This is a genomic window from Streptomyces zaomyceticus, assembly GCF_014656215.1.
Classification (GTDB): Bacteria; Actinomycetota; Actinomycetes; order Streptomycetales; family Streptomycetaceae; genus Streptomyces; species Streptomyces zaomyceticus.
Window position 1 is genome coordinate 150616 of record NZ_BNBZ01000006.1, and the last position, 24799, is coordinate 175414.

Here is a 24799-nt window from a genome sequence, read left to right on the forward strand (position 1 = left end):
GATGGCCTCCCCGTTCGTCTGGCTCGACCGGTCCGGTGACCAGCTCCTGTTCTACGTCAAGGCCCTGCTCTGGGTCCCGCGTACCCTGCGCCGCTACCTCAAGGAGGTGCAACGGCTGCTCGCCGAGGTCGCCTTCGGCTCCGGCGGCCTCGGCGTCATCGGCGGCACCATCGGCGTCATGATCGCGATGACGCTCTTCACCGGAACCGTCGTCGGCCTCCAGGGCTACGCCGCCCTGGAACAGATCGGCACCGCGGCGTTCACCGGCTTCGTCTCCGCCTACTTCAACACCCGGGAGATCGCCCCGCTCGTCGCAGGGCTCGCCCTCTCCGCGACCGTCGGCGCCGGATTCACCGCGCAGCTCGGCGCCATGCGCATCAACGAGGAGGTCGACGCCCTCGAAGGCATGGGCATCCGCTCCATGCCGTACCTGGTCACCACCCGCATCATCGCCGGTGTCGTCGCCATCGTCCCGCTGTACGCGATCGGCCTGCTCTCCTCCTACCTGGCCTCGCGCTATGTGACGGTGCTGTTCAACGGCCAGTCCCAGGGCACCTACGACCACTACTTCAACCTCTTCCTGTCACCGACGGACGTTCTGCTCTCGGTGCTGAAAGTGCTGATCTTCAGCGTGATGGTGATCGTCGCCCACTGCTACTACGGCTTCCGCGCCTCCGGCGGCCCGGCCGGCGTCGGCATCGCGGTCGGCCGCTCCGTGCGGAACGCCATCGTGCTGATCAGCGTCACCGACTTCTTCCTGTCGCTGGCCCTCTGGGGCGCGACCACGACCGTGAAGGTGGCGGGGTGAGATGAGCGACTCACGTGCCGAGACCCTGCGCCGCCGGTTCGCCGGCGTGGTCTTCCTCCTGGTGCCCGCCCTGCTCGCCTGGCTGGCGGTCGCCGTCTACGACAAGAAGTTCACCGAATCCGACCCGATCGTCGTCGAGACCGGCAGCGTCGGCAACGAGATGCACCTCGGCGCCGAGGTGAAGCTCCGCGGCGTCGTCATCGGCGAGGTCCGGGCCATCGACGCCACCGACGGCGGAGCCCGGCTCACCCTCGCCATGCGGCCCGGAACCCTCCGCCACGTGCCGTCCGACGTCCGCGCCCAGATGCTGCCCACGACCCTCTTCGGCGAACGCTTCGTCGCCCTCGTACCGCCCGGCGGCTCCTCGGCCGAGCCGCTGGGCCCCGGCGCCGTCATCCCGGAGGACCGCTCCAGCAACGCCGTCGAACTCCAGCAGGTCCTCGACAACGTCCTGCCCCTGCTCACCGCCGTCCAGCCGCAGAAGCTCTCGGCCACCCTGTCGGCCGTCTCCCAGGCCCTGGAGGGGCGCGGCGACAAGCTCGGCGACACCCTCACCCGGCTCGACGCCCACCTCCGCAAGTTCAACCCCCACCTGCCCGCCCTCACCCGCGACCTGAAAGAACTCGTGAAGGTCAGCCACCTCTACGCCGACGCCGCCCCGGACATCGTCACGGCGCTCACCGACTTCACCACCACCAGCGGCACCCTCGCCGAGAAGGAGGCCGACCTCGCCGGCGCCCTCGGCTCCACCACGAGGACGGCACAGGACCTGACCGCCTTCCTGCGCCAGAACAAGAACAACATCATCCGGCTCAGCGCCACCAGCCGTCCCACCGTGGAGCTGCTCGCCGAGTACGCGCCGTCCTTCCCCTGCACCCTGCGCACCCTCGCCCAGTTCGTACCGGCCATGGACAAGGCCCTCGGCAAGGGCACCGACCGGCCGGGGCTGCACGTCGACGTCACCACCGTGCCCTCGCGCGGCGCGTACGTCCCCGGCCGCGACACCCCGTCGTACGGCTCCGGCGGCGGCCCGCGCTGCTACCCCGTGCCCTACCTCGGCATCCCGGTCGCACCCGCCGTACGGGCCTCCGCCGCGGCCGACCAGAACCTCGGACCCGCCAACTCCCCGCAGGAGAACGACCTCGTCAACGAACTCCTCGCCCCCGGGGCGAAGAAGCGGCCCGGGGACCTCCCGGACTGGAGCAGCACGCTGGTCGGACCGGCGTTCCGCGGCGCGGAGGTGACCCTCCGATGACGAAGCGGCCCACCCACACGCGCCGGCGCGGACTGACCGGCACGCTCCTGAAGTCCCTCGCGTTCGTCCTGGTCACGGCGCTGGCCACCACCCTCCTCGGCCTCAGCATCGCCAATACCGGGGTCGGCTCCGCCACCCGCTCGTACCGGGCGCTGTTCACCGACGTCACCGGACTCGTGAAGGGCGACTCGGTGCGCATCGCCGGAGTGAAGGTCGGCGAGGTGACCGACGTACGCGTCGTCGAACGACGCACCGCCCAGGTCACCTTCTCGGTCCGCGAGGACCGCTCCGTGCCCCGCTCGGCGACCGCCGCGGTGAAGTACCTCAACATGGTCGGGCAGCGCTACGTCTCCCTCGGCCGGGGCAGCGGCGACCTGGCCGGCACCCTGCGGGACGGGGACACCATCCCGCTCGACCGCACCACGCCCGCCCTCGACCTGACCCTGCTCTTCAACGGGTTCAAGCCGCTCTTCGAGGGACTCTCGCCCGCCGACGTCAACGACCTCGCCGGATCACTCGTGCAGGTCCTCCAGGGCGAGAGCGGCACCGTCGACAGCCTGCTGCGCCACATCGGCTCCCTCACCAGGACGGTCGCCGCCAAGGACAAGGTCATCGGCCAGGTCGTCACCCATCTCAACACCGTCCTCACCACCCTCAACAACCGTGAGGCGGCCTTCGACGACCTCGTCGTCACCCTCCAGAAGCTCGTCACCGGCTTCAACACCGACCGCAAGCCCCTCGGCGAGGCCGTCCAGGCCATCGGCGCCCTCACCACGACGACCGCCGGTCTCTTCCAGGAGGCGCGGGCCCCCCTCAAGAAGGACATCCGCGAACTGGGCCGGCTCTCCGGCACCCTCGGCGAGCACACCCCCGCCATCGAGTCCTTCCTCGCCAACACCCCCGCCAAGATGACCGCCCTGGCCCGACTGTCCTCGTACGGATCGTGGTTCAACCTCTACCTCTGTGAGGCGCGCGTGAGCGGCGTGAGAACCTCCGACGGCTCCAAGCCGCCGACCGGGATCTCCGTGACCCAGCCGAGGTGCCGCGGATGATCCCCCGCCCCCGGCTCAAGCCGGTCAAGGAGCGCAACCCGGTCGCCGTCGCCGTCGCCGGACTGCTGTTCCTCGCCCTGGTCGCCGCCCTGGCGTTCAACGTGGAACGGCTGCCCCTCGTCGGCGACGACACCACCTACAGCGCCGACTTCTCCGAGGCCGCCGGACTCGACACCGGCGACGAGGTGCGCGTCGCCGGCGTCAAGGTCGGCAAGGTCACCGGGGTCTCCCTCGACGGAGCCAAGGTCAAGGTGACGTTCGAGGTCGGCGACGCCTGGGTCGGCGACCGCTCCACCGCCGCCATCGCCATCAAGACCCTCCTCGGCGAGAAGTACCTGGCGCTCGACCCGCTGGGCTCCGACCGCCAGGACCCGGGAACCCGCATCCCGCAGTCGCGGACCACCTCCCCCTACGACGTCACCCAGGCCTTCCAGGACCTCAGCGGCACCGTCGACGCCATCGACACCGCCAAGCTCGCGGAGAGCTTCGAGACGATCTCCGACACCTTCAAGAACTCGCCGCCGCACGTCCGCAACGCCGCCACCGGCCTCTCCGAGCTCTCCAGGTCCGTCTCCGAGCGCGACACCGAACTCGCCCGGCTCCTCGCGAACAGCAGGAAGTTCACCAAGACCCTGGAGACCAGGAAGTCCAGCTTCGAGACCCTCATCGAGGACGGGGGTTCCCTGCTCGGAGAACTCCGGAAGCGCCGCGACGCCATCCGCGCCCTCCTCAAGGGCAGCAGGGCGCTCGGCACCGAACTCAGCGGCATCGTCGGCGACAACGACCGGCAGCTCGGCCCCACCCTCAAGGCCCTCAGCCGCGTCACCGGAGTGCTGGAGAAGAACAGCGGCCGGCTCGACAGGACACTCGCGCTGATCGGCCCGTACTACCGGCTCGTCGGCAACACCCTCGGCAGCGGACGCTGGTTCGACAGCTACCTGTGCGGCGTGGTGCCCCGTACCTATCTGCCCGAGACCTCGGGGCCCACCACCGGATGCCTGCCGCCCAAACAGAAGGCGACGGCCAAGGGGAGCGGTGAATGATGACCAGACCCAGAAAACCCCTCGTCGCCGGGCTCGCTCTCGTGCTGCTCGCCGCCTGCGGTCTCGTCGCCGTCCGCGCCCTCGGCGACGACGGCACCCGGATCACCGCCTGGTTCGACCGGACCGTCGGCATCTACGCGGGCTCCGACCTGCGCGTCCTCGGCGTGCGGGTCGGGGAGGTCGAGTCCGTGGAGCCGCGGGGCACCCGGGTACGCGTCCGGCTCCTCCTCGACGAGGGCGTACGCGTCCCCGCCGGCGCCCGGGCCCTCGTCGTCGCCCCGAGCATCGTCGCCGACCGCTACGTGCAGCTCACCCCCGCGTACAGCACCGGCCCCACCCTCGCCGACGGCGCGGAACTGCCCGCCGCCCGCAACCGCACCCCCGTCGAGATCGACCAGCTCTACGACTCGATCACCGAACTGAGCCGGGCACTCGGACCGAACGGCGCCAACTCCACCGGCGCCCTGTCCGAACTCCTCGACACCGGCGCGAAGAACCTCAAGGGCAACGGCACCTCCATCGGCACCTCCATCAAGGAGTTCGGCAAGGCCGCCAAGACCCTCGACGGCAGCAGCGAGGACCTCTTCACCGCCCTCGGCCAGCTCCAGACCTTCACCACCATGCTCAAGGACAAGGACGGCGACGTCCGCACCGCGCAGGAACGCCTCGACGAGGTCGTCGGCTACTTCGCGGAGAACAAGGACGACCTCGCCGGCGCCCTCAAGGAACTCGGCAGGGCCCTCGTCCAGGTCAAGACGTTCATCAAGGACAACCGCGGCGAGCTCAAGAAGAACGTCGACCGGCTCGTCCCCCTCACCCAGACCCTCGTCGACCAGCGTGCCTCCCTCGCCGAAGCCCTGGACGTCGCCCCGCTCGCCGCCGGCAACGTCGTCAACGCGTACAACAAGGACACCCGCACCCTCGACGGCCGCGCCAACCTCAACGAGATCAGCATGGGCGGACCGCTGCTCCCACTGCCGGTGAGCGGCGGCTCCTCGTCGGCCGGCGGCTCCGCGGGGGCCGGCGGCGCGGTGGGGCCCGGCGGTTCCTCGCCGGCCGGCGCTCCCTCGGCGGCCACCGGAGAGGGGGAGCGATGAGGCGCCCCACCCCGCCCACCCGGCGGGCGGCCGGAGCCGGAGCCGTCGGAGTGGTCGCGCTCGGCGTCGGGCTCGCCGTCGTCCTCGGCGTGACCCCGGGTAACCCCCTCCGGTTCGACGGCATCGAGGACCTGCCCCTGCCCGGCGGCGCCGACCTCGGCCCCCACCCCTACACGGTCACCGCCGAACTCGACGACGTCCTCAGCCTCGTGCCGCAGTCCGCGGTGAAGGTCAACGACGTCGCCGTCGGCCGCGTCACCGCCATCGAGCTCGGGGCCGACACCTGGTCCGCCCGCGTCACCCTGAAGATCAACGGCGACGTCCGGCTGCCCGCCGACGCGGGCGCCCGCCTGGAACAGTCGAGCCTCCTGGGCGAGAAGTACATCCAGCTCGTCGCCCCGCCCAAGGACAACGGCGGACGGCTCACCGACGGCAGTGTCATCCCGATCGCCCGCACCAGCCGCAACACCGAGGTCGAGGAGGTGTTCGGCGCACTGTCCCTGCTCCTCAACGGCGGCGGCGTCAACCAGCTCAAGACCATCACCCGCGAACTCAACGCGGCGCTCGGCGGACGCGAACCCGAGGTCCGGGCGATGCTGAGGCGGGTCAACACCCTCGTGACGACCCTGGACACCCACCGCGGCGACATCACCCGCGCCCTCGACGGCCTCAACCGGCTCTCCGCCACCCTCGCCGGCCGCAAGAAGGACGTCGACACGGTCCTCACGGGACTCTCCCCCGGCCTCAAGACGCTGGAGAACCAGAGAGGTTCCCTGCTGACCATGCTGCGCGCCCTGGACACCCTGTCCGGCGTCGCCGTCTCCACCATCGACGCGAGCAAGAAGGACATGGTCGCCGACCTCAAGGCCCTCGCGCCCACCCTCAAGGCACTCGCGGACGCCGGTGCCGACCTGCCCGAATCGCTCCAGGTGCTGCTCACCTACCCCTTCACCGACGAGGTGCTCCGGGGCGTCAAGGGCGACTACCTCAACACCTATCTGCACCTCGCGGCCGCCCCGGGAACCCAGGTGATCCCACCCCTGATCCCCAGGACCGAGCCCACCCCCACCCCCGCGCCCGCCCCGTCCGACCCGGGCCCGGCCGCCCGCCGGGGCACCGGGCCGAGCAGCGGTGTATCGAGCCCGAACCCACCCCTGCCGCTGCCCCCGGCCACCCCGCCGAAGGACGGAGGCGAGAACCGGTGATCACCCGTACCGTACGGCTGAAGAACCTCGCGTTCCTCGTCATCGCCGTCCTCGTCCTGGGCTTCGTCGGCGTCCGCTACGCCGACCTCGGCCGCTACGCCGGCGTCGCCGACCACTACGTCGTGCGGGTCCATCTCGCCCGCACCGGCGGCCTGTTCACCCACTCCGACGTCACCTACCGGGGCGTCTCCGTGGGACGGGTCGGCGACATCGGTCTGACCGCCGAAGGCGTCGTGGCCGAACTGCGCATCAAGAAGTCCGCCCCGAGGATCCCCGCCGACGCGCGGGCCGTGGTCGCCGGCCTCTCCGCCGTCGGCGAGCAGTACATCGACCTGCGCCCCGAGAGCGACGACGGCCCCTACCTCGCCGACGGCGCCCGCATCGAACAGTCCGACACCCAGGTACCGGCGCCGGTCACCGACGTGCTCGCGAGCATGAACGACCTCACCCGATCCGTACCCCTGGAGTCCCTGCGCACGGTCGTCGACGAACTCGGCAAGGCCTTCCAGGGCCACGGCGACGACCTCCAGGTCCTCCTCGACAGCGGCAGCCGCTTCGTCCAGGCCGCCGACACCTCGCTGCCGGCCACCCTCCGGCTCATCGACGACGGCGAGGTCGTCCTGCGCACCCAGGCCGAGGAGAGCCGCGCCATCCGGGACTTCGCCACCGGCGCGCGCACCCTGGCCACCACCCTCAAGGGCTCCGACGGCGACCTGCGCCGCCTCCTCGCCGTCACCCCCGACGCGACCGGCCAGGTCAGCGGGCTCCTGCGCGACCTCGACCCGAGCCTGAGCGTCGTCCTCGCCAACCTCCTGACCACCTCGGAGATCGCCGTCACCCGGCAGCGCGGCATGGAGGAACTGTTCGTGAAGTACCCGGCGGCCGTCTCGGCCGGAGCCACCGCCGTCGAAGGAGGCCGCATGAACTTCGGCATGGCCGTCACCTTCTTCAAGCCGCTGCCCTGCACCTCGGGATACGGCGCCACGCGCTACCGCAACGGCCTCGACCTGGGCACCGCGCCCGCCCTCAACACCGGCGCCTCGTGTACGGGCTCCGCCGCGGCCGGGGTCAACGTACGCGGCTCGGCCCACGCGCCGAAGGGCGGCCGCGTCCCCGTACCGGCCCGGCCCGGCTCCCTGCCCTCGGGCAGCGACGGGCGCACCACGACGGACCCGCGGCAGTCTCTGCCCGGCGCGCTCGCGCTGCCCGGACAGAACGGCGGGCCGACGGACATGGCAGGTCTCCTCGGTCTGAACACCGGGAGCACCCGATGAGGCGGGGCCGGATCCTGGGGGCCGGCGCCCTCGTCGTCGCCCTGGGCTTCTGCGGCACCGGCGCCTGGACCTATGCCCAGGCCCGCACCGACGAGGGCCTCGCCTTCGGCCGCGAGCGGGACACGGCGCTCGCCGAGGGCCGGGAACGCCTCACCGTCCTCAACTCCCTCGACGCCTCGACCCGCGAGCACGCCGAAGCGGGCATCCGGGCCTGGCGCGACGCGTCCACCGGACCGCTCCGCACCGAACTGGGGCGGACCGCGCCCGCGGTGGGCGCCTCGGCGCGCGCCACGGTGACCGAGGCCGCCCTCACCGCGCTCGACGCGAGAGCCGGTACGGCGAAACTCATCGCGACCGTCCGCGTGGACGTCACTCCGCGCGGGGGCGGCGCCGCGACCACCGACCGCAAACGTCTGGAGGCGGTTCTGACGCGCACCGGCGAGGACACCTGGAGGGTCGCCGCGCTGAGCGCGGTCCCCGTCGTCGGCGCCGAGGGGAGCGAGGACGAATGACGCGACTCCTGCGCAGGACGAGCGCCCGGCCGGCCGGGCCCCCGACCGACGGGGGAGAGGCACCGGAGCACCCGGAGGAGACGGACGACACCCCGACCGAAGCCGCGACCGAAGCCACGACCGAAGCCACGGACGAGGTCGCGGTGGACGCCACGACCGGGACCACGGTCGAGGCCGAGCCGACCGCCCAGGACAGCGACCGCAGCGGGGACGGCGACGGCGAGATCCCCACGGACGAGGACGGTGGGGCCCCCGCGGACGGCGCCCCCCGCGGCTTCCCCGCCACCTGGCGGAAGGTCGTCCTCGCCGCGGTCGTCGCCGCCCTGCTCCTCGCCGGGAGCGCCCTCTTCCACGGTGCCCACCAGCTCCGCTCCACCCCCGCGGCGCGCAACCACGCGCTCACCGACGCCGGGGCCACCGCCCGTGTCGGCGGTGACGTCGGCGAGGGCCTCGCCCGGATCTTCTCGTACACGCCCACGAGCGACGACGCCGTCGAGCGTTCCGTAGGAACCGTCCTCGCCGGACGCGCGGCCCGCCAGTACACGGACCTCTTCGCCCAGGTCCGCGCGAAGCTCGTCGAGCAGCGCGTCACCCTCAGCACCCAGACCGTCCGCACCGGCGTGATCGAACTCGACGGGGACAGCGCGCGCCTCCTCGTGTTCCTCGACCAGACCTCGCGCCGGGACGACGCGCGTCAGGACAGGGCGACCGCCACCTCCGCCGCGGCCCAGCTCACCGTCACCGCGAGGTTCCAGGGCGACCGGTGGCTGATCGTCGACATCAAGGCCCGCTGATCATGAGCGGGAGACGGGAGCACCCCATGACACGTCCGGTCCGCACCCCGGCGGGGATCCGCCCCGCCCTGGCCGTGGCCCTCGTGCTCACCCTCGCCGCGGGCGCCTCCGCGGCCTGGGCCGGCCGGGACTGGTACGCGGCCGCCCACGACGACTCCGCCGGGTACGCCGTGCAGCGCGACGAGGCACTCGCGGCCGGGGAGCAGGCCGTGCAGAACCTCAACACCCTCGACCACAAGCGGGTGGAACAGGGGCTCGACCTCTGGGAGTCCTCCACGACCGGTGAACTGCACAAGCAACTGGTCGAGGGCCGGGAGGAGTTCACCGGCCAGGTGAGGGCCGCTCGGACGGTGACCACGGCCCGGGTGCTGTCCGGGGCCGTCACGGAACTGGACGACCGGGCGGGGCGGGCCCGGTTGCTCGTCGCCCTGCGCATCACCGTCACGACGCCCGACAGCAAGAGCACGGACAAGGACAGCCGCATGCTCGGCGAACTCACCCGCACCGACGGCCGCTGGAAGCTCAGTGCGCTGGGGCAGGCCCCGGTGGGCGGCACGGCGGCCGGCTGACCGGGCCGTACCGCGACAGCCGCCCGCACCCGAAAGGACACGCACGATGCCGACGCCCCGCCACCACCTCAACCGCCGCCGCCGCCAGGAGGCCCTCGCCGACCGTCCGGCACCCGGCGGCGGGTCCCGCACGCCCGCGGGTGTGCTCACGGAACCCGCTCCGCGAACCGGGCAACGAGCGGCGAAGCCCGTACGGGAGACGGCCGCCGAGCCCAAGGGGGAGACGGAGGCGCGCGAGCGGAGCGCTCGGAGCTCCGGCAGCGAGAAGATGGGCCGCGTCCCCCTCGCTGTCCTCTGTGTCCTGACGCTTCTGCTCGGCGGCTTCGCCGGTTGGGCGTACAGCAGGGCGGGCGAACTCCGCGACGACCCCGCGCGCGGCAACACCGCGCTCACCGATCTCGCCCGCACCAGCGAGATCAAGGGGCAGACGGGCGCGGCCGTCGCCGCGCTCTTCTCGTACGACCACGCCGACACCGCCCCCTTCGAACGGGCCGGCAAGACGCTTCTCACGGGCAAGGCCGTCGCCCAGCACCGGACGCTGCTGGGCGGGGTGCTCGCCAAGGCCGCCCAGCAGAAGACGGTGATCACCACGACCGTCACCGACAGCGCGGTGGAGCGGATCGACGGCGACCGCGCCCGCGTCCTCGTCTACGCCGACCAGAGCAGCGTGAGCACGGCCGGCCGGCCGTCGAAGGGCAAGGCGGCCGGGGCCGAGGACCAGGGCGTCTACGCGGGCGCGATGTTCGCCGTGGACGTCGTGCGCCGCGACGGCCGCTGGATCGTGGAGAACATCGACACCTTCGGCCGCTGAGCCGGCCCGGGGACATCCGAGCGGCCCGCGACGCGGCCCGGCCCGGCCCGGCCTCCGGGCCGTCTCTTGCGGATCTCGTCGGGCGTTGCGGGCAGGGATCCGGAAGGGACACCCCCTAGCGGTCCGGCCGGCCGTCCGCGGGCGCCGCCTGCTGCTTGCGGCGGCGGTGGGCCGCGACCCGTGCGCGTGACGCGCAGGTGGCCGAGCAGTAGCGGCGGGGGCTTCCGGGGCCGGTGCCGAGATAGAGGTTCCGGCAGTTCGCCGCCTCGCACGCGCCCCAGGTGACGCGTCCGTGCTCGCCGAGGATCTGCGCGAGCGCCAGAGCGCCGGAGGCGAGGAACCAGTTGCCCCAGCCGGTGTCGTCGCTCCGGTCGACGTGCAGGTGCCAGGCGTGCCCGTCGTGGCGAGAGAGGCGGGGCGCGGCGGCCTCCCTTCCTCGGCCTCGGCGCCCTGACCACGACCGCCGTCCTGCTGGCCGACAGCCGGGGTCGTCCCGGGACGGGCGGCTGGCTGATGACCGCGTTCGCCGCGGGCGCCCTGGCCGGCTCCCTCGCCCTCGCCCGGCTGCGGCCGACCGCGGCCCCCGTCCGCCTCGCCGTGACCGGTATGACCGGCACCGGACTCGCGCTCGCCGCGGCCGCCCTCGCCCCGGGGCCCCTCACCTGCGCGGCCGCCTTCGCGGCCGCCGGGGTGTTCGACGGCCTCCTGCTGACCGCCACCCTGCGCCTGCGCGCGGACCACGCACCGCCGCACCGCAGGACCCAGGTGTTCACCATCGGCGCCGGACTGAAGATCTCCGCAGCGGCGCTCGGGGCGGCCCTCGCCGGGTGGGCCGGCTCGGGCTCGGCCACCCGGGATCTGGCCGCCGTCGCGGCCCTGCAACTCGTGGCGGTGGTGGTCTACGCGGCCGTCCGTCGACGACCCGGCTCCCGGAAGGAGCCCGTCGTGCCCCGGGCGGCCGTGAGCCGCCGGGATCGGGAGCCGGGCGGGGGCGGAGCCCCCGTCAGCCCGCCGGGGTCGCGACGAGCACGGTCGCGTACCGCTCCTCGCAGCTCAGGACGCGTGCCTCCAGACCGGACGCGGTGACCACGTCCGCGGCCCGCTCGGCCTGCCGCTCGCTCGTCTCCACGAGCAGCCGTCCGCCCGGCGCCAGCCACTCCGGCGCCTCCGCGGCGACCCGCCGCAGCACGTCGAGACCGTCCGGGCCGCCGTCGAGGGTGACGAGCGGTTCGTGGTCGCGGGCTTCGGGCGGCAGCAGCCCGATGTCCCCGGTCGGTACGTACGGGACGTTGGCGACCAGGACCTCGACCCGGCCCCGCAGCGCGGCGGGCAGCGGGGCGAAGAGATCGCCCTCGTACACCCGGCCGCCGCGCGGCTCGACGTTCCGGCGGGCACAGCGCACGGCCGCCGGCTCGATGTCCGAGGCGTACACCTCCGCGCCCTCGACCCGGTCGAGCAGGACCGCGGCCGCCGCGCCGGAGCCGCAGCACAGGTCGACGCAGACGGCGCCCGGCCGGGCGAGGTCCACCGCGTGCTCGATCAGGAACTCCGTACGTCGCCGGGGGACGAACACCCCGCCGTCCACCTCGACGCGCAGCCCGGCGAACTCGGCCCAGCCCACGACATGCTCCAGGGGCAGGCCCGAGGCCCGCCGCTCGACCATCAGGTCCAGCTCGCCGGGCCCTCCCGCCGCCGCGAGCAGCATCTCCGCCTCTTCCTCGGCGAAGACACAGCCCGCGGCCCGCAGCCGCTCGACGACCCCCGTGCCGCTCACGACGTCAGACAAGCTGCGCCTCGATCGCGGAGACGACCTCGGGGGCGTCCGGCTCGGTGCGCGGACGGAAGCGCGTGACCCGGCCGTCGCGGCCGATCAGGAACTTCTCGAAGTTCCACTGGACGTCACCGGCCTCGCCCTCGGCGTCGGCGACCTTCACCAGCTCCGTGTAGAGCGGGTGGCGGGCGTCGCCGTTGACGTCGAGCTTCTCCAGGAGGGGGAAGGAGACGCCGTAGGTCGTCGAGCAGAAGGTCTGGATCTCCTCGGCGCTGCCGGGCTCCTGGCCGGCGAACTGGTTGCAGGGCACGCCGAGCACGGTGAAGCCGCGGTCCCCGTACTCCTTCTGCAGCTTCTCCAGGCCCGCGTACTGCGGGGTGAGACCGCACTTGGAGGCGACGTTCACGACCAGGACGGCGCGGTCGCGGTAGTCGGCAAGGGAGACCGGCTCGCCGGTCAGGCTCTTCAGCGGAATGTCGTACAGGCTCATGGACTGCTCCTCGTCGGAATAGGGTTTGATCTCAGCATGGGAGACGAACCACTGGCAATCTCGATCGATTCCGCACCGGAGGCAGAACCGGGGTCCCGACCGCGCCGGATCACCTGCCGCCTCTGCGGCCGGCCCCTCACCGGCTCCGACTCCCGCCGCACGGGTCTGGGCCCCACCTGCGACGCCAAGCTCCACCCTCCGGGCCCCGAGATCCGGACCCGCCGCCACGAGATGGAGCAGGACACGCTCCCGGGCATGGACTCCTCAGCCACCGGCTGAGGGGTCCATGTCGAGGTAGGCCACCCACCGCTCGCCGTGCTCGAGCGCGAGCAGCGCCGTCTTCCGCGCGAGCAGCGGATCGGGATGTCCGGCGAGGCGGTCCACGGCGTGCTCGGCCAGCCAGGCCTGGAGTTCGGACAGGAGCGCTTCGTCGTCCCGTCGGAGGAGGCTCGTACCGTCGTCCCGGAGCAGCATGTCGACCCAGCACTCCACGAACTCCACCAGGTGCCGGTCCTCGGTCCCACCGCGTGGCGTGGCGGCCCAGACGTCGAGCAGGGGCGTGAGCGCGCCCTGGCTGTCCAGACACAGATCCCAGACGGCCTCCAGGCCGTCCACGGGCGCCGGATCGGCGAGTGTCGCCCGCCACCACGCGTCGAGGAACCCCTCGATCGCCGCCGCCTGCTCGGACGGCCACGCCCGCCAGTCGGTACGGCCGAGGCCGCCGGGCAGGTAGCCCATGCCGGAGAACCGCCCGGACGTGACGTAGCCGACGAACTCCGGCAGGATCCGCCGGATGACCCCGTCGTGGTCGGGGAAGTGGTCCTGCCCCTCGTGGAACAGTTCCCGCAGCAGTTGGTCGCCGAGCGGGGCCCGTGGCAGCGCGAGCAGCGCGAGTTCCTCCTCCGTGAAGCAGCGCAGACACCCCTCGGCGGGCGCTGTCATGCCGTCGAAGACGGTCTCGACGCGCCGGAGCGCGGCGGCGAGCGCGGGGGACGGGGCGGGGGAGGGGGCGGCAGAGGTCATGAAGGGGTCCCGACGTGACTCCGGCGGGACGTCGCCCGCCGAAGATCACGACGCTACCAGGCCGCAAATCGATGGCCCAGTCGATTCCCCGCCCGCCAGGGTGGGCCGCGATGAGAACCGAACCCGGGAAACCCGAGCACCTGGAGCCCTGAGATGTCGACCCTGCGCGTCACCGCCGAAGTCCTCACCGTCCATCCCCATCCCAACGCCGACGCCCTGGAGCTGGCGCAGGTCGGCCTTTACCGGGCCGTCGTCGCCAAGGGCGCCTATCGGACCGGGGACGCCGCCGTCTACATCCCCGAGCAGGCCGTGCTGCCCGCCGGACTCGTCGAGGAGCTCGGGCTGACCGGGCGCCTCGCCGGAGGGAAGTCGGACCGGGTCAAGGCGGTACGGCTGCGCGGCGAGCTGTCCCAGGGCCTCGTCTGCCGGCCCGCCGCGCTCGCCGAGGTCGATCTGGTGCGCGCCGCGGCCGAGGGGACCGACTTCGCGGAGACGCTCGGGATCGTCAAGTGGGTGCCGCCGATACCGCCGACCATGAGCGGCGAGGTGGAGGTCGCCCCGGACCTGCTGCCCTGGGTCGACATCGAGAACCTCCAGCGCTACCCGGGCGTCTTCGAGGCCGGCGAGCCCGTCGTCCTGACCGAGAAGCTCCACGGCACGGCCTGCCTGATGACCTTCCTCGCCGAGGAGGGACGCGTCCAGGTCTCGTCCAAGGGCTTCGGATCGAAGGGCCTGGCCCTCCAGGAGGACCCGCGCAATCTGTACTGGCGCGCCGTCCACGGCCACGGTCTGCCCGCGGTCGCCGAGCGGCTCGCGAAGCGGCTCGGCGCCCGCCGGGTCGGCTTCTTCGGCGAGGTGTACGGCTCCGGGGTGCAGGACCTCGCGTACGGAGCCGACGCCCGCTCCGAGACCGTCGGGTACGCCCTCTTCGACGTCTCGGCCGAGATCGACGGCCGGGTGCGGTGGCTGGACCCGGCCGAGGTCCTGGAGGCCGGCGAGGTCCCGCTCGTCCCGCGGCTGTACTCCGGCCCGTACGACCTGGACACGGTCCTCGCGCACGCGACCGGCCGGGAGACCGTCTCAGGCCGGGAGACGCACCTGCGGGAGGGCGTCGTCGTCCGGTCCGCGACCGAGCGGTACAGCCCGGTCCTCGGCGGCCGGGCCATCGCCAAGGCGGTCAGCCCGGCCTATCTGACCCGCAAGGGCGGCACGGAGTACGAGTGATCCCGGCCCGCGAGAGCGGTACGGAGTACGAGTGACCCCGATCCGCGGGGGCGGCTCGGGGCACGCGGGTCCCCGGGCCGCCGCCCCGTCCGCTCACCCGAGCTTGCGGAACAGGCCCTCCTGGACCACCGACACCAGCAGCCGGCCCTCGCGGTCGTAGATCCGGCCCCGTGCGAGGCCCCGCCCGCCCGTGGCGATCGGGGACTCCTGGTCGTACAGGAACCACTCGTCCGCGCGGAACGGCCGGTGGAACCACATCGCGTGGTCCAGCGACGCCATGTCGAAGCCCCGCGGGCCCCACAGGGGCTCGATCGGGATGCGCACCGCGTCCAGGAGCGTCATGTCCGAGGCGTACGTCAGCGCGCAGGTGTGGACCAGCGGGTCGTCGCCCAGCGGCCCCACGGCCCGCATCCACACCGCGCTGCGCGGATCCGCGCCCTTGACCTCGTCCTGGGTCCAGCGCAGCCGGTCCACGTACCGGATGTCGAAGGGCTGCCGGCGCGCCATCCGCTCCAGCGCCTCCGGCAGTGCCCCCAGGTGCTCCCTGATCTCGTCCGCGAGGTTCGGCAGGCTCTCCGGGTCCGTCAGGTGCCTCGGCGGCAGCTGGTGCTCGAAGGCGCCCTCCTCGGGCATGTGGAAGGAGGCCGTGAGATTGAAGATCGTCCGGCCCTCCTGCACGGCCGTGACCCGGCGGGTCGTGAACGAGCGTCCGTCCCGGACCCGCTCCACCTGGTAGACGATCGGCACCCCGGGCCGGCCCGGCCGCAGGAAGTAGGCGTGCAGCGAGTGCACGGGCCGGTCGCCCTCGGTGGTGCGGCCGGCCGCGACGAGGGCCTGCCCGGCGACCTGCCCGCCGAAGACCCGTTGCAGCGACTCCTGAGGGCTCCGCCCACGGAAGATGTTGACCTCGATCTGCTCCAGGTCGAGCAGATCGACGAGCCTCTCGGCGGGGTTGGTCACGACGTGTGCTCCTCTACAGCTGTCCGACGGACGTCACACGGAGCACCGCGCGGCCCTCCTCGTCGGAGGCCGCCAGATCCACCTCCGCACTGATGCCCCAGTCATGGTCGCCGTTCGGGTCGGCGAAGGTCTGGCGGACGCGCCACAGGCCGTGGGCGGCGTCCTCCTCGATGGCGAGCAGCTTCGGGCCGCGCGCGTCCGGGCCCGTACCGAGGTCGTCGTACTCGTCCCAGTACGCGTCCATCGCCTCGCCCCACGCGTCCGCGTCCCAGCCCGCCTCGGCGTCCATCTCGCCGAGCGCGTCCACGTTGTCGAGGGCCGCCAGTTCCACCCGGCGGAACATCGCGTTGCGCACCAGGACCCGGAAGGCGCGGGCGTTGGCCGTGACCGGCTTGACCTGGTCGGCCTTCTCCTGGGCCTCCTCGGCCGTCTGGACCTCCGGGTTGGCGAGCTGCTCCCACTCGTCGAGCAGCGACGAGTCCACCTGGCGCACCATCTCGCCCAGCCAGGCGATCAGGTCCTCCAGGTCCTCGGTCTTCAGGTCGTCCGGGATGGTGTGGTCGAGTGCCTTGTACGCGCTCGCGAGGTAGCGCAGGACGATGCCCTCGGTCCGCGCCAGCTCGTACCAGGAGGTGAACTCGGTGAAGGTCATGGCCCGTTCGTACATGTCACGGATGACCGACTTCGGCGAGACCGGGTGGTCGCCGACCCACGGGTGCGACTTCCGGTAGACGTCGTACGCGTGCCAGAGCAGCTCACCGAGCGGCTTCGGGTACGAGATCTCCTGGAGCCGCTCCATCCGCTCCTCGTACTCGACGCCGTCCCGCTTCATCTGCCCGACGGCCTCGCCGCGCGCCTTGTTCTGCATGGCGGCGAGGATCTGGCGCGGGTCGTCGAGCGTCGACTCGACGACGGAGACCATGTCCAGGGCGTACGAGGGGGATTCGGGGTCGAGCAGGTCGAAGGCGGCGAGCGCGAACGTCGACAGCGGCTGGTTGAGCGCGAAGTCCTGCTGGAGGTCGACCGTCAGGCGGATCGTGCGGCCCTCGGCGTCCGGGGTGTCCAGCTGCTCCACCACCCCGCCGTCGAGCAGCGAGCGGTAGATGGCGATGGCCCGGCGGATGTGCCGCAGCTGGGCCTTGCGCGGCTCGTGGTTGTCCTCCAGGAGCTTGCGCATCGCGTCGAAGGCGTTGCCCGGGCGGGCGATCACCGACAGCAGCATGATGTTGGTGACCTTGAAGCGGGAGGTCAGCGGCTCGGGCTCGGCGTCGATGAGCCGCTCGAAGGTGGTGTCGCTCCAGGCGACGAAGCCCTCGGGGGCCTTCTTGCGCACCACCTTGCGGCGCTTCTTCGGGTCGTCGCCGGCCTTGGCGAGTGCCTTCTCGTTCTCGATGACGTGCTCGGGCGCCTGGGCGACGACGTATCCGGCGGTGTCGAAGCCGGCGCGGCCGGCCCGGCCCGCGATCTGGTGGAACTCACGGGCGCGCAGGGTGCGCACGCGGTTGCCGTCGTACTTGGTGAGCGCGGTGAAGAGCACCGTGCGGATCGGCACGTTCACGCCCACGCCGAGGGTGTCGGTTCCGCAGATCACCTTCAGGAGACCCGCCTGCGCGAGCTTCTCGACGAGCCGCCGGTACTTCGGCAGCATGCCCGCGTGGTGCACACCGATGCCGTGGCGGACGAAACGCGAGAGGTTCTGGCCGAACTTGGTGGTGAAGCGGAAGTTGCCGATCAGGTCGGCGATCTTGTCCTTCTCCTCGCGCGTGCACATGTTGATGCTCATCAGCGACTGCGCGCGCTCGACGGCCTGCGCCTGGGTGAAGTGCACGATGTAGACGGGCGCCTGCCTGGTCTCCAGGAGCTCCGTCAGGGTGTCCGTGATCGGGGTCAGCCGGTACTCGTAGGAGAGCGGCACCGGCCGGGTCGCCGAGCGGACCACGGAGGTCGGCTTGCCCGTGCGCCGGGTCAGGTCCTTCTCGAACATCGACACGTCGCCGAGCGTCGCCGACATGAGGACGAACTGCGCCTGGGGGAGTTCCAGGATCGGGATCTGCCACGCCCAGCCGCGGTCCTGCTCGGCGTAGAAGTGGAACTCGTCCATGACGACCTGGCCGATGTCGGCGTACTTGCCGTCCCGCAGCGCGATCGACGCCAGGACCTCGGCCGTACAGCAGATCACCGGGGCGTCGGCGTTCACCGAGGCGTCGCCGGTCAGCATGCCGACGTTCTCGGTGCCGAAGATCTTGCACAGGTCGAAGAACTTCTCCGACACCAGCGCCTTGATCGGCGCGGTGTAGAAGGTCACCTGGTCGTTCGCGAGCGCGGTGAAGTGCGCGGCCGCCGCGACCAGCGACTTTCCCGAGCCGGTGGGGGTGGACAGGATCACGTTGGCCCCGGAGACGACCTCGATCAGCGCCTCTTCCTGGGCCGGGTAGAGCGTGATGCCCCGGTCCTCGGCCCAGGAGGAGAAGGCCTCGAAGAGGGCGTCGGGGTCGGCGGTCGGCGGCAGCTGATCGATAAGGGTCACGCCCCCATCTTGCCTGGATTCCGCTCCGATGAGGGAACCGGCCACCGGAACGAAGATCACGGACGATAGGCTCGTCCGTCGACCGGTCGTCAACTGAGCGCCGGCAGGGGAGAAACGGGGCGGACCAACCATGATGGGACCGGCGCACTCGCTGTCCGGAGCGGCGGCATGGCTGGGTGTCGGAGCGGCCGCCGCGGCCTTCGACCGCCCGATGCCGTGGCCGGTTCTCGTCGTCGGCGCGCTCATCTGCGCGGGCGCGGCCCTCGCCCCCGACCTGGACCACAAGTCCGCGACCATCTCGCGCGCCTTCGGGCCGGTCTCCAAGGGCCTCTGCGAGATCGTCGACAAGCTGTCGTACGCCGTCTACAAGGCGACCCGCTCCACCGCCGACCCCCGCAGGTCCGGCGGTCACCGCACCCTCACCCACACCTGGCTCTGGGCGGTCCTGATCGGCGGCGGCGCGTCCGTCGCGGCGGTCACCGGCGGCCGCTGGGCGGTGCTCGCGATCCTCTTCGTCCACCTGGTCCTCGCCGTGGAAGGCCTGCTGTGGCGGGCCGCCCGGGTGTCCAGCGACGTCCTGGTCTGGCTGCTCGGCGCGACCAGCGCCTGGATCCTGGCGGGCGTCCTCGACAAGCCGGGCAACGGCTCGGACTGGTTCTTCACCGGCCCCGGCCAGGAGTACCTGTGGCTCGGGCTCCCGATCGTGCTCGGCGCCCTCGTCCACGACATCGGCGACGCCCTGACCGTCTCCGGCTGCCCCATCCTGTGGCCCATCCCGGTCGGCCGGAAGCGCTGGTACCCGATCGGCCCGCCGAAGGGCATGCGCTTCCGGGCCGGCAGCTGGGTCGAGCTGAAGGTCCTGATGCCCGCGTTCATGCTCCTGGGCGGGGTGGGCGGCGCCTCGGCGCTCGGCTTCATCTGACGGGTACGGGGAGGGGCCGCACCGGATCACCGGTGCGGCCCCTCCCCGTGTCCCGCCACCCGTCAGCCGTGCCATGACCTCCACAGCGCCGCGTACGCCCCGTCCGCCGCGACGAGTTCCGTGTGGCTGCCGAGCTCGGTGATCCGGCCGGACTCGACCACCGCGATCAGATCGGCGTCGTGAGCGGTGTGCAGCCGGTGCGCGATGGCCACGACCGTACGCCCGTCCAGGACGCGGCCGAGGGACCGCTCCAGATGCCGGGCGGCCCGCGGGTCCAGCAGCGAGGTCGCCTCGTCCAGGACCAGGGTGTGCGGGTCCGCGAGCACCAGCCGGGCCAGCGCGATCTGCTGGGCCTGCGCCGGTGTGAGGGACCGGCCGCCCGAGCCGACCTCCGTGTCCAGGCCCTCGTCGAGGCCCCGCGCCCACACCTCCGCGTCCACCGCGCCGAGCGCGGCCCACAGATCGGTGTCGGTGGCACCGGTCCTGGCCAGCAGCAGATTGTCCCGGAGCGTGCCCACGAAGACGTGGTGCTCCTGGTTGACCAGAGCCACGTGCTCACGGACCCGCTCGGCGGGCATCCGGGCCAGCTCGGCGGCACCCAGGGTGACCGAGCCGGTCCGGGGGGCGTAGATGCCCGCGAGGAGCCGGCCGAGGGTGGACTTGCCCGCGCCGGACGGGCCGACCAGGGCCAGCCGGGTGCCGGGCGCCACCTTGAGCGTCACCTCGTGCAGGACGTCGACGCCCTCGCGGTAGCCGAACCTGACCTCGTCCGCGCTGACGGCCCGGCCCTCCGGCCGTACCTCCTCGTCGCCCGCGTCCGGCTCGATGTCCCGGACGCCGACGAGCCGGGCCAGCGACACCTGCGCGACCTGGAGCTCGTCGTACCAGCGGAGCACGATCCCGATCGGGTCCACCAGCATCTGGGCGAGCAGCGCGCCCGTGGTCAGCTGGCCCACGTCGATCCAGCCCCGGAGCACGAACACCCCGCCGAGCAGGAGCACCGAACACAGCACCGTCACATGGGTGACGTTGACGACGGGGAAGAGCACCGAGCGCAGGAAGAGGGTGTAGCGCTCCCACGCGACCCACTCGGTGATGCGCCGGTCCGACAGGGCGATCCGCCGCGCGCCGAGGCGGTGCGCCTCGACCGTGCGGCCCGCGTCGACCGTCTCGGCGAGGGCGCCGGCCACCGCCGCGTACCCCGCGGACTCCGAGCGGTACGCCGCCGGCGCCCGCTTGAAGTACCACCGGCAGCCGACGATCAGCAGCGGCGCCGCGAGCAGGGCGGCGAGCGCCAGCGGCGGCGCCGTCACCGCGAGGCCGCCGAGCAGCAGCCCCGCCCAGACGACGCCGATGGCCAGCTGCGGCACGGCCTCGCGCATCGCGTTGGAGAGCCGGTCGACGTCCGTGGTGATGCGGGAGAGCAGATCACCCGTGCCGGCCCGCTCCAGCACACCGGGCGGCAGGCCGACCGAGCGGACCAGGAAGTCCTCGCGGAGATCGGCGAGCATCTCCTCGCCGAGCATGGCCCCGCGCAGCCGGACGAGCCGCACGAAGGCGGTCTGGACGAGCAGCGCGACCGCGAACAGGGCGATCGTGCGCTCCAGATGGAGCTCACGCGCCCCCGAGGCCAGCTCGTCCACCATCGAACCGAGCAGGTACGGGCCGGCCATCGAGGCGATCACGGCGACCGCGTTCACCCCGACGAGCAGACCGAACGCCCGGCGGTGGCGGCGCAGCAGCTCGCGCACATAGCCGCGGACGGTCGCGTTGGCGGCGACGGGCAGGGTGGTCGCCGTCGTCGGGGCCGCCGGGTCGTACTCCGGTGGCGCCAGGCCGATCATGCCGTTTCTCCTTCCAGTGCTTCGAGTTCGCCGACACGGGGTGTCGGGGGCATCGGTTCGTCGTCGGTCTCGCGGGTGACGACCGCGCGGTAGCGGGGCTCCCGGGCGAGCAGCTCCCGGTGGGTGCCGAGGGCGACCGCCTGGCCCTCGTGGACCAGGACCACACGGTCGGCGCGGTCCAGGAGGAGCGGTGAGGAGGCGAGGACCACGGTGGTCCTGCCCTCGCGCAGCTCGCTGACGCCGGCGGCGACCCGGGCCTCGGTGTGCGCGTCGACCGCCGAGGTGGGCTCGTCGAGGACGAGCACCTCCGGGTCGGTCACCAGGGACCGGGCGAGGGCGAGCCGCTGGCGCTGGCCGCCGGAGAGCGACCGGCCGCGCTCGGTGATGCGGGTGCGCATCGGATCGCCGTCGGTGTCCACGGACGCCTGCGCCAGCGCGTCGAGGACGTCCTCGCACCGGGCGGCGGCCAGGGCCCGGTCCGGGAGCACCCCGCCGGAGCGGGGCACGTCGAGCAGCTCGTGGAGCGTGCCCGAGAGGAGGACCGGGTCCTTGTCCTGGACGAGCACGACCGTACGGGCGGTCTCCAGCGGCAGTTCGTCGAGCGGGATCCCGCCGAGGAGGACCGAGGTGTGGTCCGCGCCCGGCTCGGTCGGATGCCCGCCGAGCCGGTCCGCGAGCCGCCCGGCCACGTCCGGGTCGCCGCAGACGACCGCGGTGAACAGGCCGGCCGGGGCGCGCAGCCCGGTCAGCGGGTCGTACAGGTCACCGGTCGCCACGCGGTCCTCGCCCCCGGCGGCGGTGGCGGTGGCCGTGCGGGTCAGGGCGAGCACCCGGGCGGCCCGCTTCGCGGACGGCCGGGAGAAGGAGAACGCCATGGCGATCTCCTCGAAGTTGCGCAGCGGGTGGTAGGTCAGGGCCACGGCGCTGTAGACGGTGACCAGTTCGCCGACCGTGATCCGCCCGTCGAGCGCGAGCCGCGCCCCGTACGCGGCCACGGCGATCAGCAGGATGCCGGGCAGCACGACCTGGATCGCGGCGATCAGCGCCCACATCCGCGCGCTGCGCACGGCGGCCTCGCGGACCTCCTGGGAGGCGGCGCGGTAGCGGCCGAGGAACAGCTCCTCGCCGCCGATGCCGCGCAGCACGCGGAGCCCGGCGACGGTGTCGGAGGCCAGCTCGGTGGCCTTGCCCGCCTTCTCGCGCTGGACGTCCGCCCGGCGCGTCGCGCGGGGGAGGAGCGGCAGGACGGACAGGGCGAGGACCGGGACGCCGACGGCCACCACGATGCCGAGGGCCGGCTGGTAGACGGTGAGGCCGACGCAGATGACCACCAGGGTGACGGCGCCCGCGGCGAACCGCGACAGCGCCTCGACGAACCATCCGATCTTCTCCACGTCGCCGGTCGACACGGACACGACTTCGCCGGCGGCGACCCGCCGGGTCAGGACGGAGCCCAGCTCGGCGGTCTTGCGGGAGAGGAGCTGCTGGACCCGGGCGGCCGCCGTGATCCAGTTGGTGACGGCGGTGCGGTGCAGCATCACGTCACCGGCCGAGATCGCGGCGCCGAAGCCCACGAGCAGGCCTCCGGCGAGCCCGAGCCGGCCGCCGTCGCGGTCCACGACCGCCTGGACGGCGATGCCGATGCCGAGCGGGAGTCCGGCGATGCCCAGGTGGTGCAGAAGCCCCCAGAGCATGGACTTCACCTGCCCGCCGAGCTGCTGACGGCCGAGCCAGACGAGGAACCGGGTGCCCGAGCGGACGTCCGGGACCCCAGGGTCGGCATAGGGAAGATCTCGAATCTGCATGGCGTCCCACGGTCTCCGGGTCTTGTCTGGGGGGAACGCGCGCCGGGGTGTGCGACGGCGGGGGGAAACCGTGCAAGGTTCGCCTCTTCCCCGGGGAGCGGCAATCGATTTTCCCCACGACGGAACAGATCGCGCCATGTCCGCTCATCGTCCTCTGGACCGCACGGGGCCGGTCGCGCTTCACTTCCGCCCCATGAGATCACTCAAGATCATGAGCATGCTCAGCGGTCTGGTCCTCGCCGCGGGCGCGCTCCTCACCGCCCACCCGGCCGCCGCCGACGGCCCGAACGGCCCGACGCCGCCGGCCGAGTTCACCTCCGACTGGCACGACCCGGTCACCGCCGCCCCGCCCGTCGAGACCCCTGGCACCCGCAGCTGCGAGGTCACCCTCGCCGCCGCCCGGTTCCGCGACTTCACCCCCTACCAGGGGGAATACAGCCCGCCGAAGGAGTGCGGCACCCGCTGGAACAAGGTCGTCCTGCGCCTCGAAGGCAGTGTGAAGGGCCGCCAGTACGACCGTCTCGGGTATCTCACCGTCGGCGGTGTGGAGATCCTCCGCACCTCCACACCGCAGCCCTCGCCCGACGGCATCAGCTGGTCGGTCGAGAAGGACGTCACCCGCTACCGCGACACCCTCAGCCGCCCGCAGCCGGTCGAGATGCTGATCGGCAATGTCGTGAACGAGACCTACACCGGTGTCCTCGACGTCCGCGTCACCCTCACCTTCCACACCGCGCAGGGCCGCGTGAAGCCCGCCGCCGGTACGCCCGACCGGGTGATCCCCCTCACCGGCGCCACCCTCACCACCCCGCGCAACACCGAACGCGTCCTCGCCGAGGTGTACGCCACCGGCTCCGGCGGCGGCTGCGAGGAGTACTGGTACCTCACCGTCCCGGACGCCGCCCCGTACTCCTGCCGGGCCGGCGACGGACCGCACCGGGAGGTCCGGGTCTCCGTCGACGGACGCCTGGCGGGCATCGCCGCGCCCTTCCCGACGGTCTGGACCGGCGGCTGGTCCAACCCCTTCCTCTGGTACGTCACACCCGGGCCCCGCGCCTTCGACGTCCAGCCGATCGTCTACGACCTGACCCCCTTCGCCGCCCTCCTCAACGACGGACGCGCCCACCGTGTGGAGGTCACCGTCGCCGGAGTCCCGGCGGGGCAGGCGGGCTGGTCCACGCCCACCAACGTGCTGCTCTGGCAGGACGAGGGCAGCCGCGTCGTCACCGGCGGCCTCGACCACCACCGGGAGACCGCCCCGCGCAACTCCTCCGACTACACGCCGGGCACCGCGGACTCGCTCCACCGGCTGGACACCGAGGCCGGGCACCGGCTCACCGTCGCCGGGCACCTGAACACCTCGCACGGCCGGGTCGCGACCAGCGTCGACCGGACCGTCGCCCACAGCTCCACGCACCGCTGGGGCGAGGGGGAGAACCCGGACGCGTTCATCGCGCGCTGGACCGACCGGGAGACCGTGACCAGCGGCCGGACCGTCACCCGCGCCGACCGGACGTACACCATGGACGGCGAGACGACGGTCGGCGCGGGCGACCGGCTGCGGACCGTGCTCACCCTCGGGGACCACGCCGACATCGGCGTCCTGCGCGACGGACGGCGGCTCTCGCGGTCGCGGCTCGACCACACGTACACCGGGGACGCGACGTACACCACGGGCGTCCCGCGCGATCAGCGGCACGCGGTCGGCACCACACGGGAGCGCTACCGCCTGTACGGCTCCGACGGCTGCCACGACCGGAGCCTGACGACCGTTCAGGGCGCCCTCACCCAGGATCTGCGGCGCTGCTGAGTC

General features: G+C 72.7%; 22 protein-coding genes and 2 pseudogenes. 16 read left to right on the forward strand and 8 right to left on the reverse strand.

Going from position 1 to position 24799, the window contains the following annotated elements; translation table 11 throughout:
• Window position 1 precedes the first annotated feature (1 nt).
• The 11 genes from IE311_RS10960 to IE311_RS11010 are packed head-to-tail and all read left to right on the forward strand — an operon-like array spanning window position 2 to window position 10420.
• Window positions 2-808, forward strand: a complete 807-nt coding sequence (locus IE311_RS10960) for an MlaE family ABC transporter permease (protein WP_073902099.1) — start codon at window positions 2-4, stop codon at window positions 806-808.
• 1 nt (window position 809) lies between these two features.
• On the forward strand, window positions 810-2063 hold the full coding sequence (locus IE311_RS10965) for an MCE family protein (RefSeq protein WP_189831426.1): 1254 nt from the start codon (window positions 810-812) through the stop codon (window positions 2061-2063).
• Window positions 2060-3115, forward strand: coding sequence for an MCE family protein (locus tag IE311_RS10970; protein WP_189831427.1), 1056 nt, complete (start codon window positions 2060-2062; stop codon window positions 3113-3115). Before IE311_RS10965 ends, IE311_RS10970 begins: the two co-directional genes overlap by 4 nt.
• Window positions 3112-4158 (forward strand): MCE family protein, encoded by a 1047-nt coding sequence (locus tag IE311_RS10975; protein ID WP_189831428.1) that lies wholly within the window; start codon window positions 3112-3114, stop codon window positions 4156-4158. Before IE311_RS10970 ends, IE311_RS10975 begins: the two co-directional genes overlap by 4 nt.
• Entirely contained in the window at window positions 4158-5255 is a 1098-nt protein-coding gene (locus IE311_RS10980; protein ID WP_229901859.1) for an MCE family protein, read from the forward strand. Before IE311_RS10975 ends, IE311_RS10980 begins: the two co-directional genes overlap by 1 nt.
• Complete coding sequence (locus IE311_RS10985) at window positions 5252-6460, forward strand: MCE family protein (protein WP_189831429.1); 1209 nt, start codon at window positions 5252-5254, stop codon at window positions 6458-6460. Before IE311_RS10980 ends, IE311_RS10985 begins: the two co-directional genes overlap by 4 nt.
• On the forward strand, window positions 6457-7734 hold the full coding sequence (locus IE311_RS10990) for an MCE family protein (protein ID WP_189831430.1): 1278 nt from the start codon (window positions 6457-6459) through the stop codon (window positions 7732-7734). The genes IE311_RS10985 and IE311_RS10990 overlap by 4 nt, the downstream gene beginning before the upstream one ends.
• Window positions 7731-8246, forward strand: a complete 516-nt coding sequence (locus tag IE311_RS10995) for a hypothetical protein (RefSeq protein ID WP_189831431.1) — start codon at window positions 7731-7733, stop codon at window positions 8244-8246. Before IE311_RS10990 ends, IE311_RS10995 begins: the two co-directional genes overlap by 4 nt.
• Complete coding sequence (locus IE311_RS11000; RefSeq protein ID WP_189831432.1) at window positions 8243-9040, forward strand: hypothetical protein; 798 nt, start codon at window positions 8243-8245, stop codon at window positions 9038-9040. Before IE311_RS10995 ends, IE311_RS11000 begins: the two co-directional genes overlap by 4 nt.
• A 26-nt stretch (window positions 9041-9066) precedes the next feature.
• The gene (locus tag IE311_RS11005) at window positions 9067-9609 is read left to right on the forward strand and encodes a nuclear transport factor 2 family protein (protein WP_189831433.1); all 543 of its coding nucleotides are present in this window, start codon (window positions 9067-9069) and stop codon (window positions 9607-9609) included.
• Between the two features lie 46 nt (window positions 9610-9655).
• A complete protein-coding gene (locus tag IE311_RS11010) occupies window positions 9656-10420 on the forward strand; it encodes a hypothetical protein (RefSeq protein ID WP_189831434.1) in 765 nt (254 codons plus the stop codon).
• A 115-nt stretch (window positions 10421-10535) separates the two neighbouring features.
• Here the strand turns inward: IE311_RS11010 and IE311_RS11015 are convergent.
• A pseudogene (locus IE311_RS11015) lies at window positions 10536-10844 on the reverse strand (CGNR zinc finger domain-containing protein); the annotation flags it as partial.
• A 23-nt stretch (window positions 10845-10867) separates the two neighbouring features.
• Here IE311_RS11015 and IE311_RS11020 point away from each other — a divergent pair.
• Window positions 10868-11506, forward strand: a pseudogene (locus IE311_RS11020) (MFS transporter); the annotation flags it as partial.
• Here the strand turns inward: IE311_RS11020 and IE311_RS11025 are convergent.
• Both IE311_RS11025 and IE311_RS11030 read right to left on the reverse strand, forming a co-directional pair.
• Complete coding sequence (locus IE311_RS11025) at window positions 11424-12125, reverse strand: putative protein N(5)-glutamine methyltransferase (RefSeq protein ID WP_229901861.1); 702 nt, start codon at window positions 12123-12125, stop codon at window positions 11424-11426. The pseudogene IE311_RS11020 and the gene IE311_RS11025 overlap by 83 nt on opposite strands.
• Before the next feature lie 73 nt (window positions 12126-12198).
• Window positions 12199-12681, reverse strand: a complete 483-nt coding sequence (locus tag IE311_RS11030; RefSeq protein WP_189831436.1) for a glutathione peroxidase — start codon at window positions 12679-12681, stop codon at window positions 12199-12201.
• 36 nt (window positions 12682-12717) lie between these two features.
• On the opposite strand from IE311_RS11030, the gene IE311_RS11035 reads away from it, so the two are divergent.
• Window positions 12718-12960: a DUF6011 domain-containing protein gene (locus IE311_RS11035; RefSeq protein WP_189831437.1), complete on the forward strand. Its 243-nt coding sequence runs from the start codon at window positions 12718-12720 to the stop codon at window positions 12958-12960.
• On the opposite strand, the gene IE311_RS11040 is transcribed toward IE311_RS11035, so the two are convergent.
• The gene (locus IE311_RS11040) at window positions 12946-13704 is read right to left on the reverse strand and encodes a hypothetical protein (protein ID WP_189831438.1); all 759 of its coding nucleotides are present in this window, start codon (window positions 13702-13704) and stop codon (window positions 12946-12948) included. The two genes, IE311_RS11035 and IE311_RS11040, sit on opposite strands and share 15 nt — an antisense overlap.
• A gap of 153 nt (window positions 13705-13857) precedes the next feature.
• Here IE311_RS11040 and IE311_RS11045 point away from each other — a divergent pair, with 153 nt between their 5' ends.
• Window positions 13858-14928 (forward strand): RNA ligase (ATP), encoded by a 1071-nt coding sequence (locus IE311_RS11045; RefSeq protein ID WP_189831439.1) that lies wholly within the window; start codon window positions 13858-13860, stop codon window positions 14926-14928.
• 93 nt (window positions 14929-15021) lie between these two features.
• Here the strand turns inward: IE311_RS11045 and IE311_RS11050 are convergent, their stop codons facing one another.
• Entirely contained in the window at window positions 15022-15888 is an 867-nt protein-coding gene (locus tag IE311_RS11050; RefSeq protein WP_189831440.1) for an acyl-CoA thioesterase, read from the reverse strand.
• Between the two features lie 13 nt (window positions 15889-15901).
• Window positions 15902-18475 (reverse strand): DEAD/DEAH box helicase, encoded by a 2574-nt coding sequence (locus IE311_RS11055; RefSeq protein WP_189831441.1) that lies wholly within the window; start codon window positions 18473-18475, stop codon window positions 15902-15904.
• 70 nt (window positions 18476-18545) lie between these two features.
• On the opposite strand from IE311_RS11055, the gene IE311_RS11060 reads away from it, so the two are divergent.
• Window positions 18546-19337: a metal-dependent hydrolase gene (locus IE311_RS11060; RefSeq protein WP_189831442.1), complete on the forward strand. Its 792-nt coding sequence runs from the start codon at window positions 18546-18548 to the stop codon at window positions 19335-19337.
• Between the two features lie 62 nt (window positions 19338-19399).
• Here IE311_RS11060 and IE311_RS11065 read toward each other — a convergent pair whose 3' ends face one another.
• The gene (locus IE311_RS11065; RefSeq protein ID WP_189831443.1) at window positions 19400-21181 is read right to left on the reverse strand and encodes an ABC transporter ATP-binding protein; all 1782 of its coding nucleotides are present in this window, start codon (window positions 21179-21181) and stop codon (window positions 19400-19402) included.
• The gene (locus tag IE311_RS11070) at window positions 21178-22986 is read right to left on the reverse strand and encodes an ABC transporter transmembrane domain-containing protein (RefSeq protein WP_189831444.1); all 1809 of its coding nucleotides are present in this window, start codon (window positions 22984-22986) and stop codon (window positions 21178-21180) included. Before IE311_RS11070 ends, IE311_RS11065 begins: the two co-directional genes overlap by 4 nt.
• A gap of 193 nt (window positions 22987-23179) precedes the next feature.
• On the opposite strand from IE311_RS11070, the gene IE311_RS11075 reads away from it, so the two are divergent.
• Complete coding sequence (locus IE311_RS11075) at window positions 23180-24796, forward strand: peptide-N4-asparagine amidase (RefSeq protein WP_189831445.1); 1617 nt, start codon at window positions 23180-23182, stop codon at window positions 24794-24796.
• Window positions 24797-24799 lie beyond the last annotated feature (3 nt).

Coding starts and splice junctions, on each gene's coding strand:
- IE311_RS11035 (WP_189831437.1), top strand. CDS start 12,718: ATGGGAGACGAACCACTGGCAATCTCGATCGATTCCGCACCGGAGGCA.
- IE311_RS11025 (WP_229901861.1), bottom strand. CDS start 12,125: ATGCTGCTCGCGGCGGCGGGAGGGCCCGGCGAGCTGGACCTGATGGTC.
- IE311_RS10995 (WP_189831431.1), top strand. CDS start 7,731: ATGAGGCGGGGCCGGATCCTGGGGGCCGGCGCCCTCGTCGTCGCCCTG.
- IE311_RS10970 (WP_189831427.1), top strand. CDS start 2,060: ATGACGAAGCGGCCCACCCACACGCGCCGGCGCGGACTGACCGGCACG.
- IE311_RS11060 (WP_189831442.1), top strand. CDS start 18,546: ATGATGGGACCGGCGCACTCGCTGTCCGGAGCGGCGGCATGGCTGGGT.
- IE311_RS11045 (WP_189831439.1), top strand. CDS start 13,858: ATGTCGACCCTGCGCGTCACCGCCGAAGTCCTCACCGTCCATCCCCAT.
- IE311_RS11070 (WP_189831444.1), bottom strand. CDS start 22,986: ATGCAGATTCGAGATCTTCCCTATGCCGACCCTGGGGTCCCGGACGTC.
- IE311_RS11065 (WP_189831443.1), bottom strand. CDS start 21,181: ATGATCGGCCTGGCGCCACCGGAGTACGACCCGGCGGCCCCGACGACG.
- IE311_RS10985 (WP_189831429.1), top strand. CDS start 5,252: ATGAGGCGCCCCACCCCGCCCACCCGGCGGGCGGCCGGAGCCGGAGCC.
- IE311_RS11040 (WP_189831438.1), bottom strand. CDS start 13,704: ATGACCTCTGCCGCCCCCTCCCCCGCCCCGTCCCCCGCGCTCGCCGCC.
- IE311_RS11005 (WP_189831433.1), top strand. CDS start 9,067: ATGACACGTCCGGTCCGCACCCCGGCGGGGATCCGCCCCGCCCTGGCC.
- IE311_RS11075 (WP_189831445.1), top strand. CDS start 23,180: ATGAGATCACTCAAGATCATGAGCATGCTCAGCGGTCTGGTCCTCGCC.
- IE311_RS11000 (WP_189831432.1), top strand. CDS start 8,243: ATGACGCGACTCCTGCGCAGGACGAGCGCCCGGCCGGCCGGGCCCCCG.
- IE311_RS10980 (WP_229901859.1), top strand. CDS start 4,158: ATGACCAGACCCAGAAAACCCCTCGTCGCCGGGCTCGCTCTCGTGCTG.
- IE311_RS11030 (WP_189831436.1), bottom strand. CDS start 12,681: ATGAGCCTGTACGACATTCCGCTGAAGAGCCTGACCGGCGAGCCGGTC.
- IE311_RS10965 (WP_189831426.1), top strand. CDS start 810: ATGAGCGACTCACGTGCCGAGACCCTGCGCCGCCGGTTCGCCGGCGTG.
- IE311_RS10960 (WP_073902099.1), top strand. CDS start 2: ATGGCCTCCCCGTTCGTCTGGCTCGACCGGTCCGGTGACCAGCTCCTG.
- IE311_RS10975 (WP_189831428.1), top strand. CDS start 3,112: ATGATCCCCCGCCCCCGGCTCAAGCCGGTCAAGGAGCGCAACCCGGTC.
- IE311_RS11010 (WP_189831434.1), top strand. CDS start 9,656: ATGCCGACGCCCCGCCACCACCTCAACCGCCGCCGCCGCCAGGAGGCC.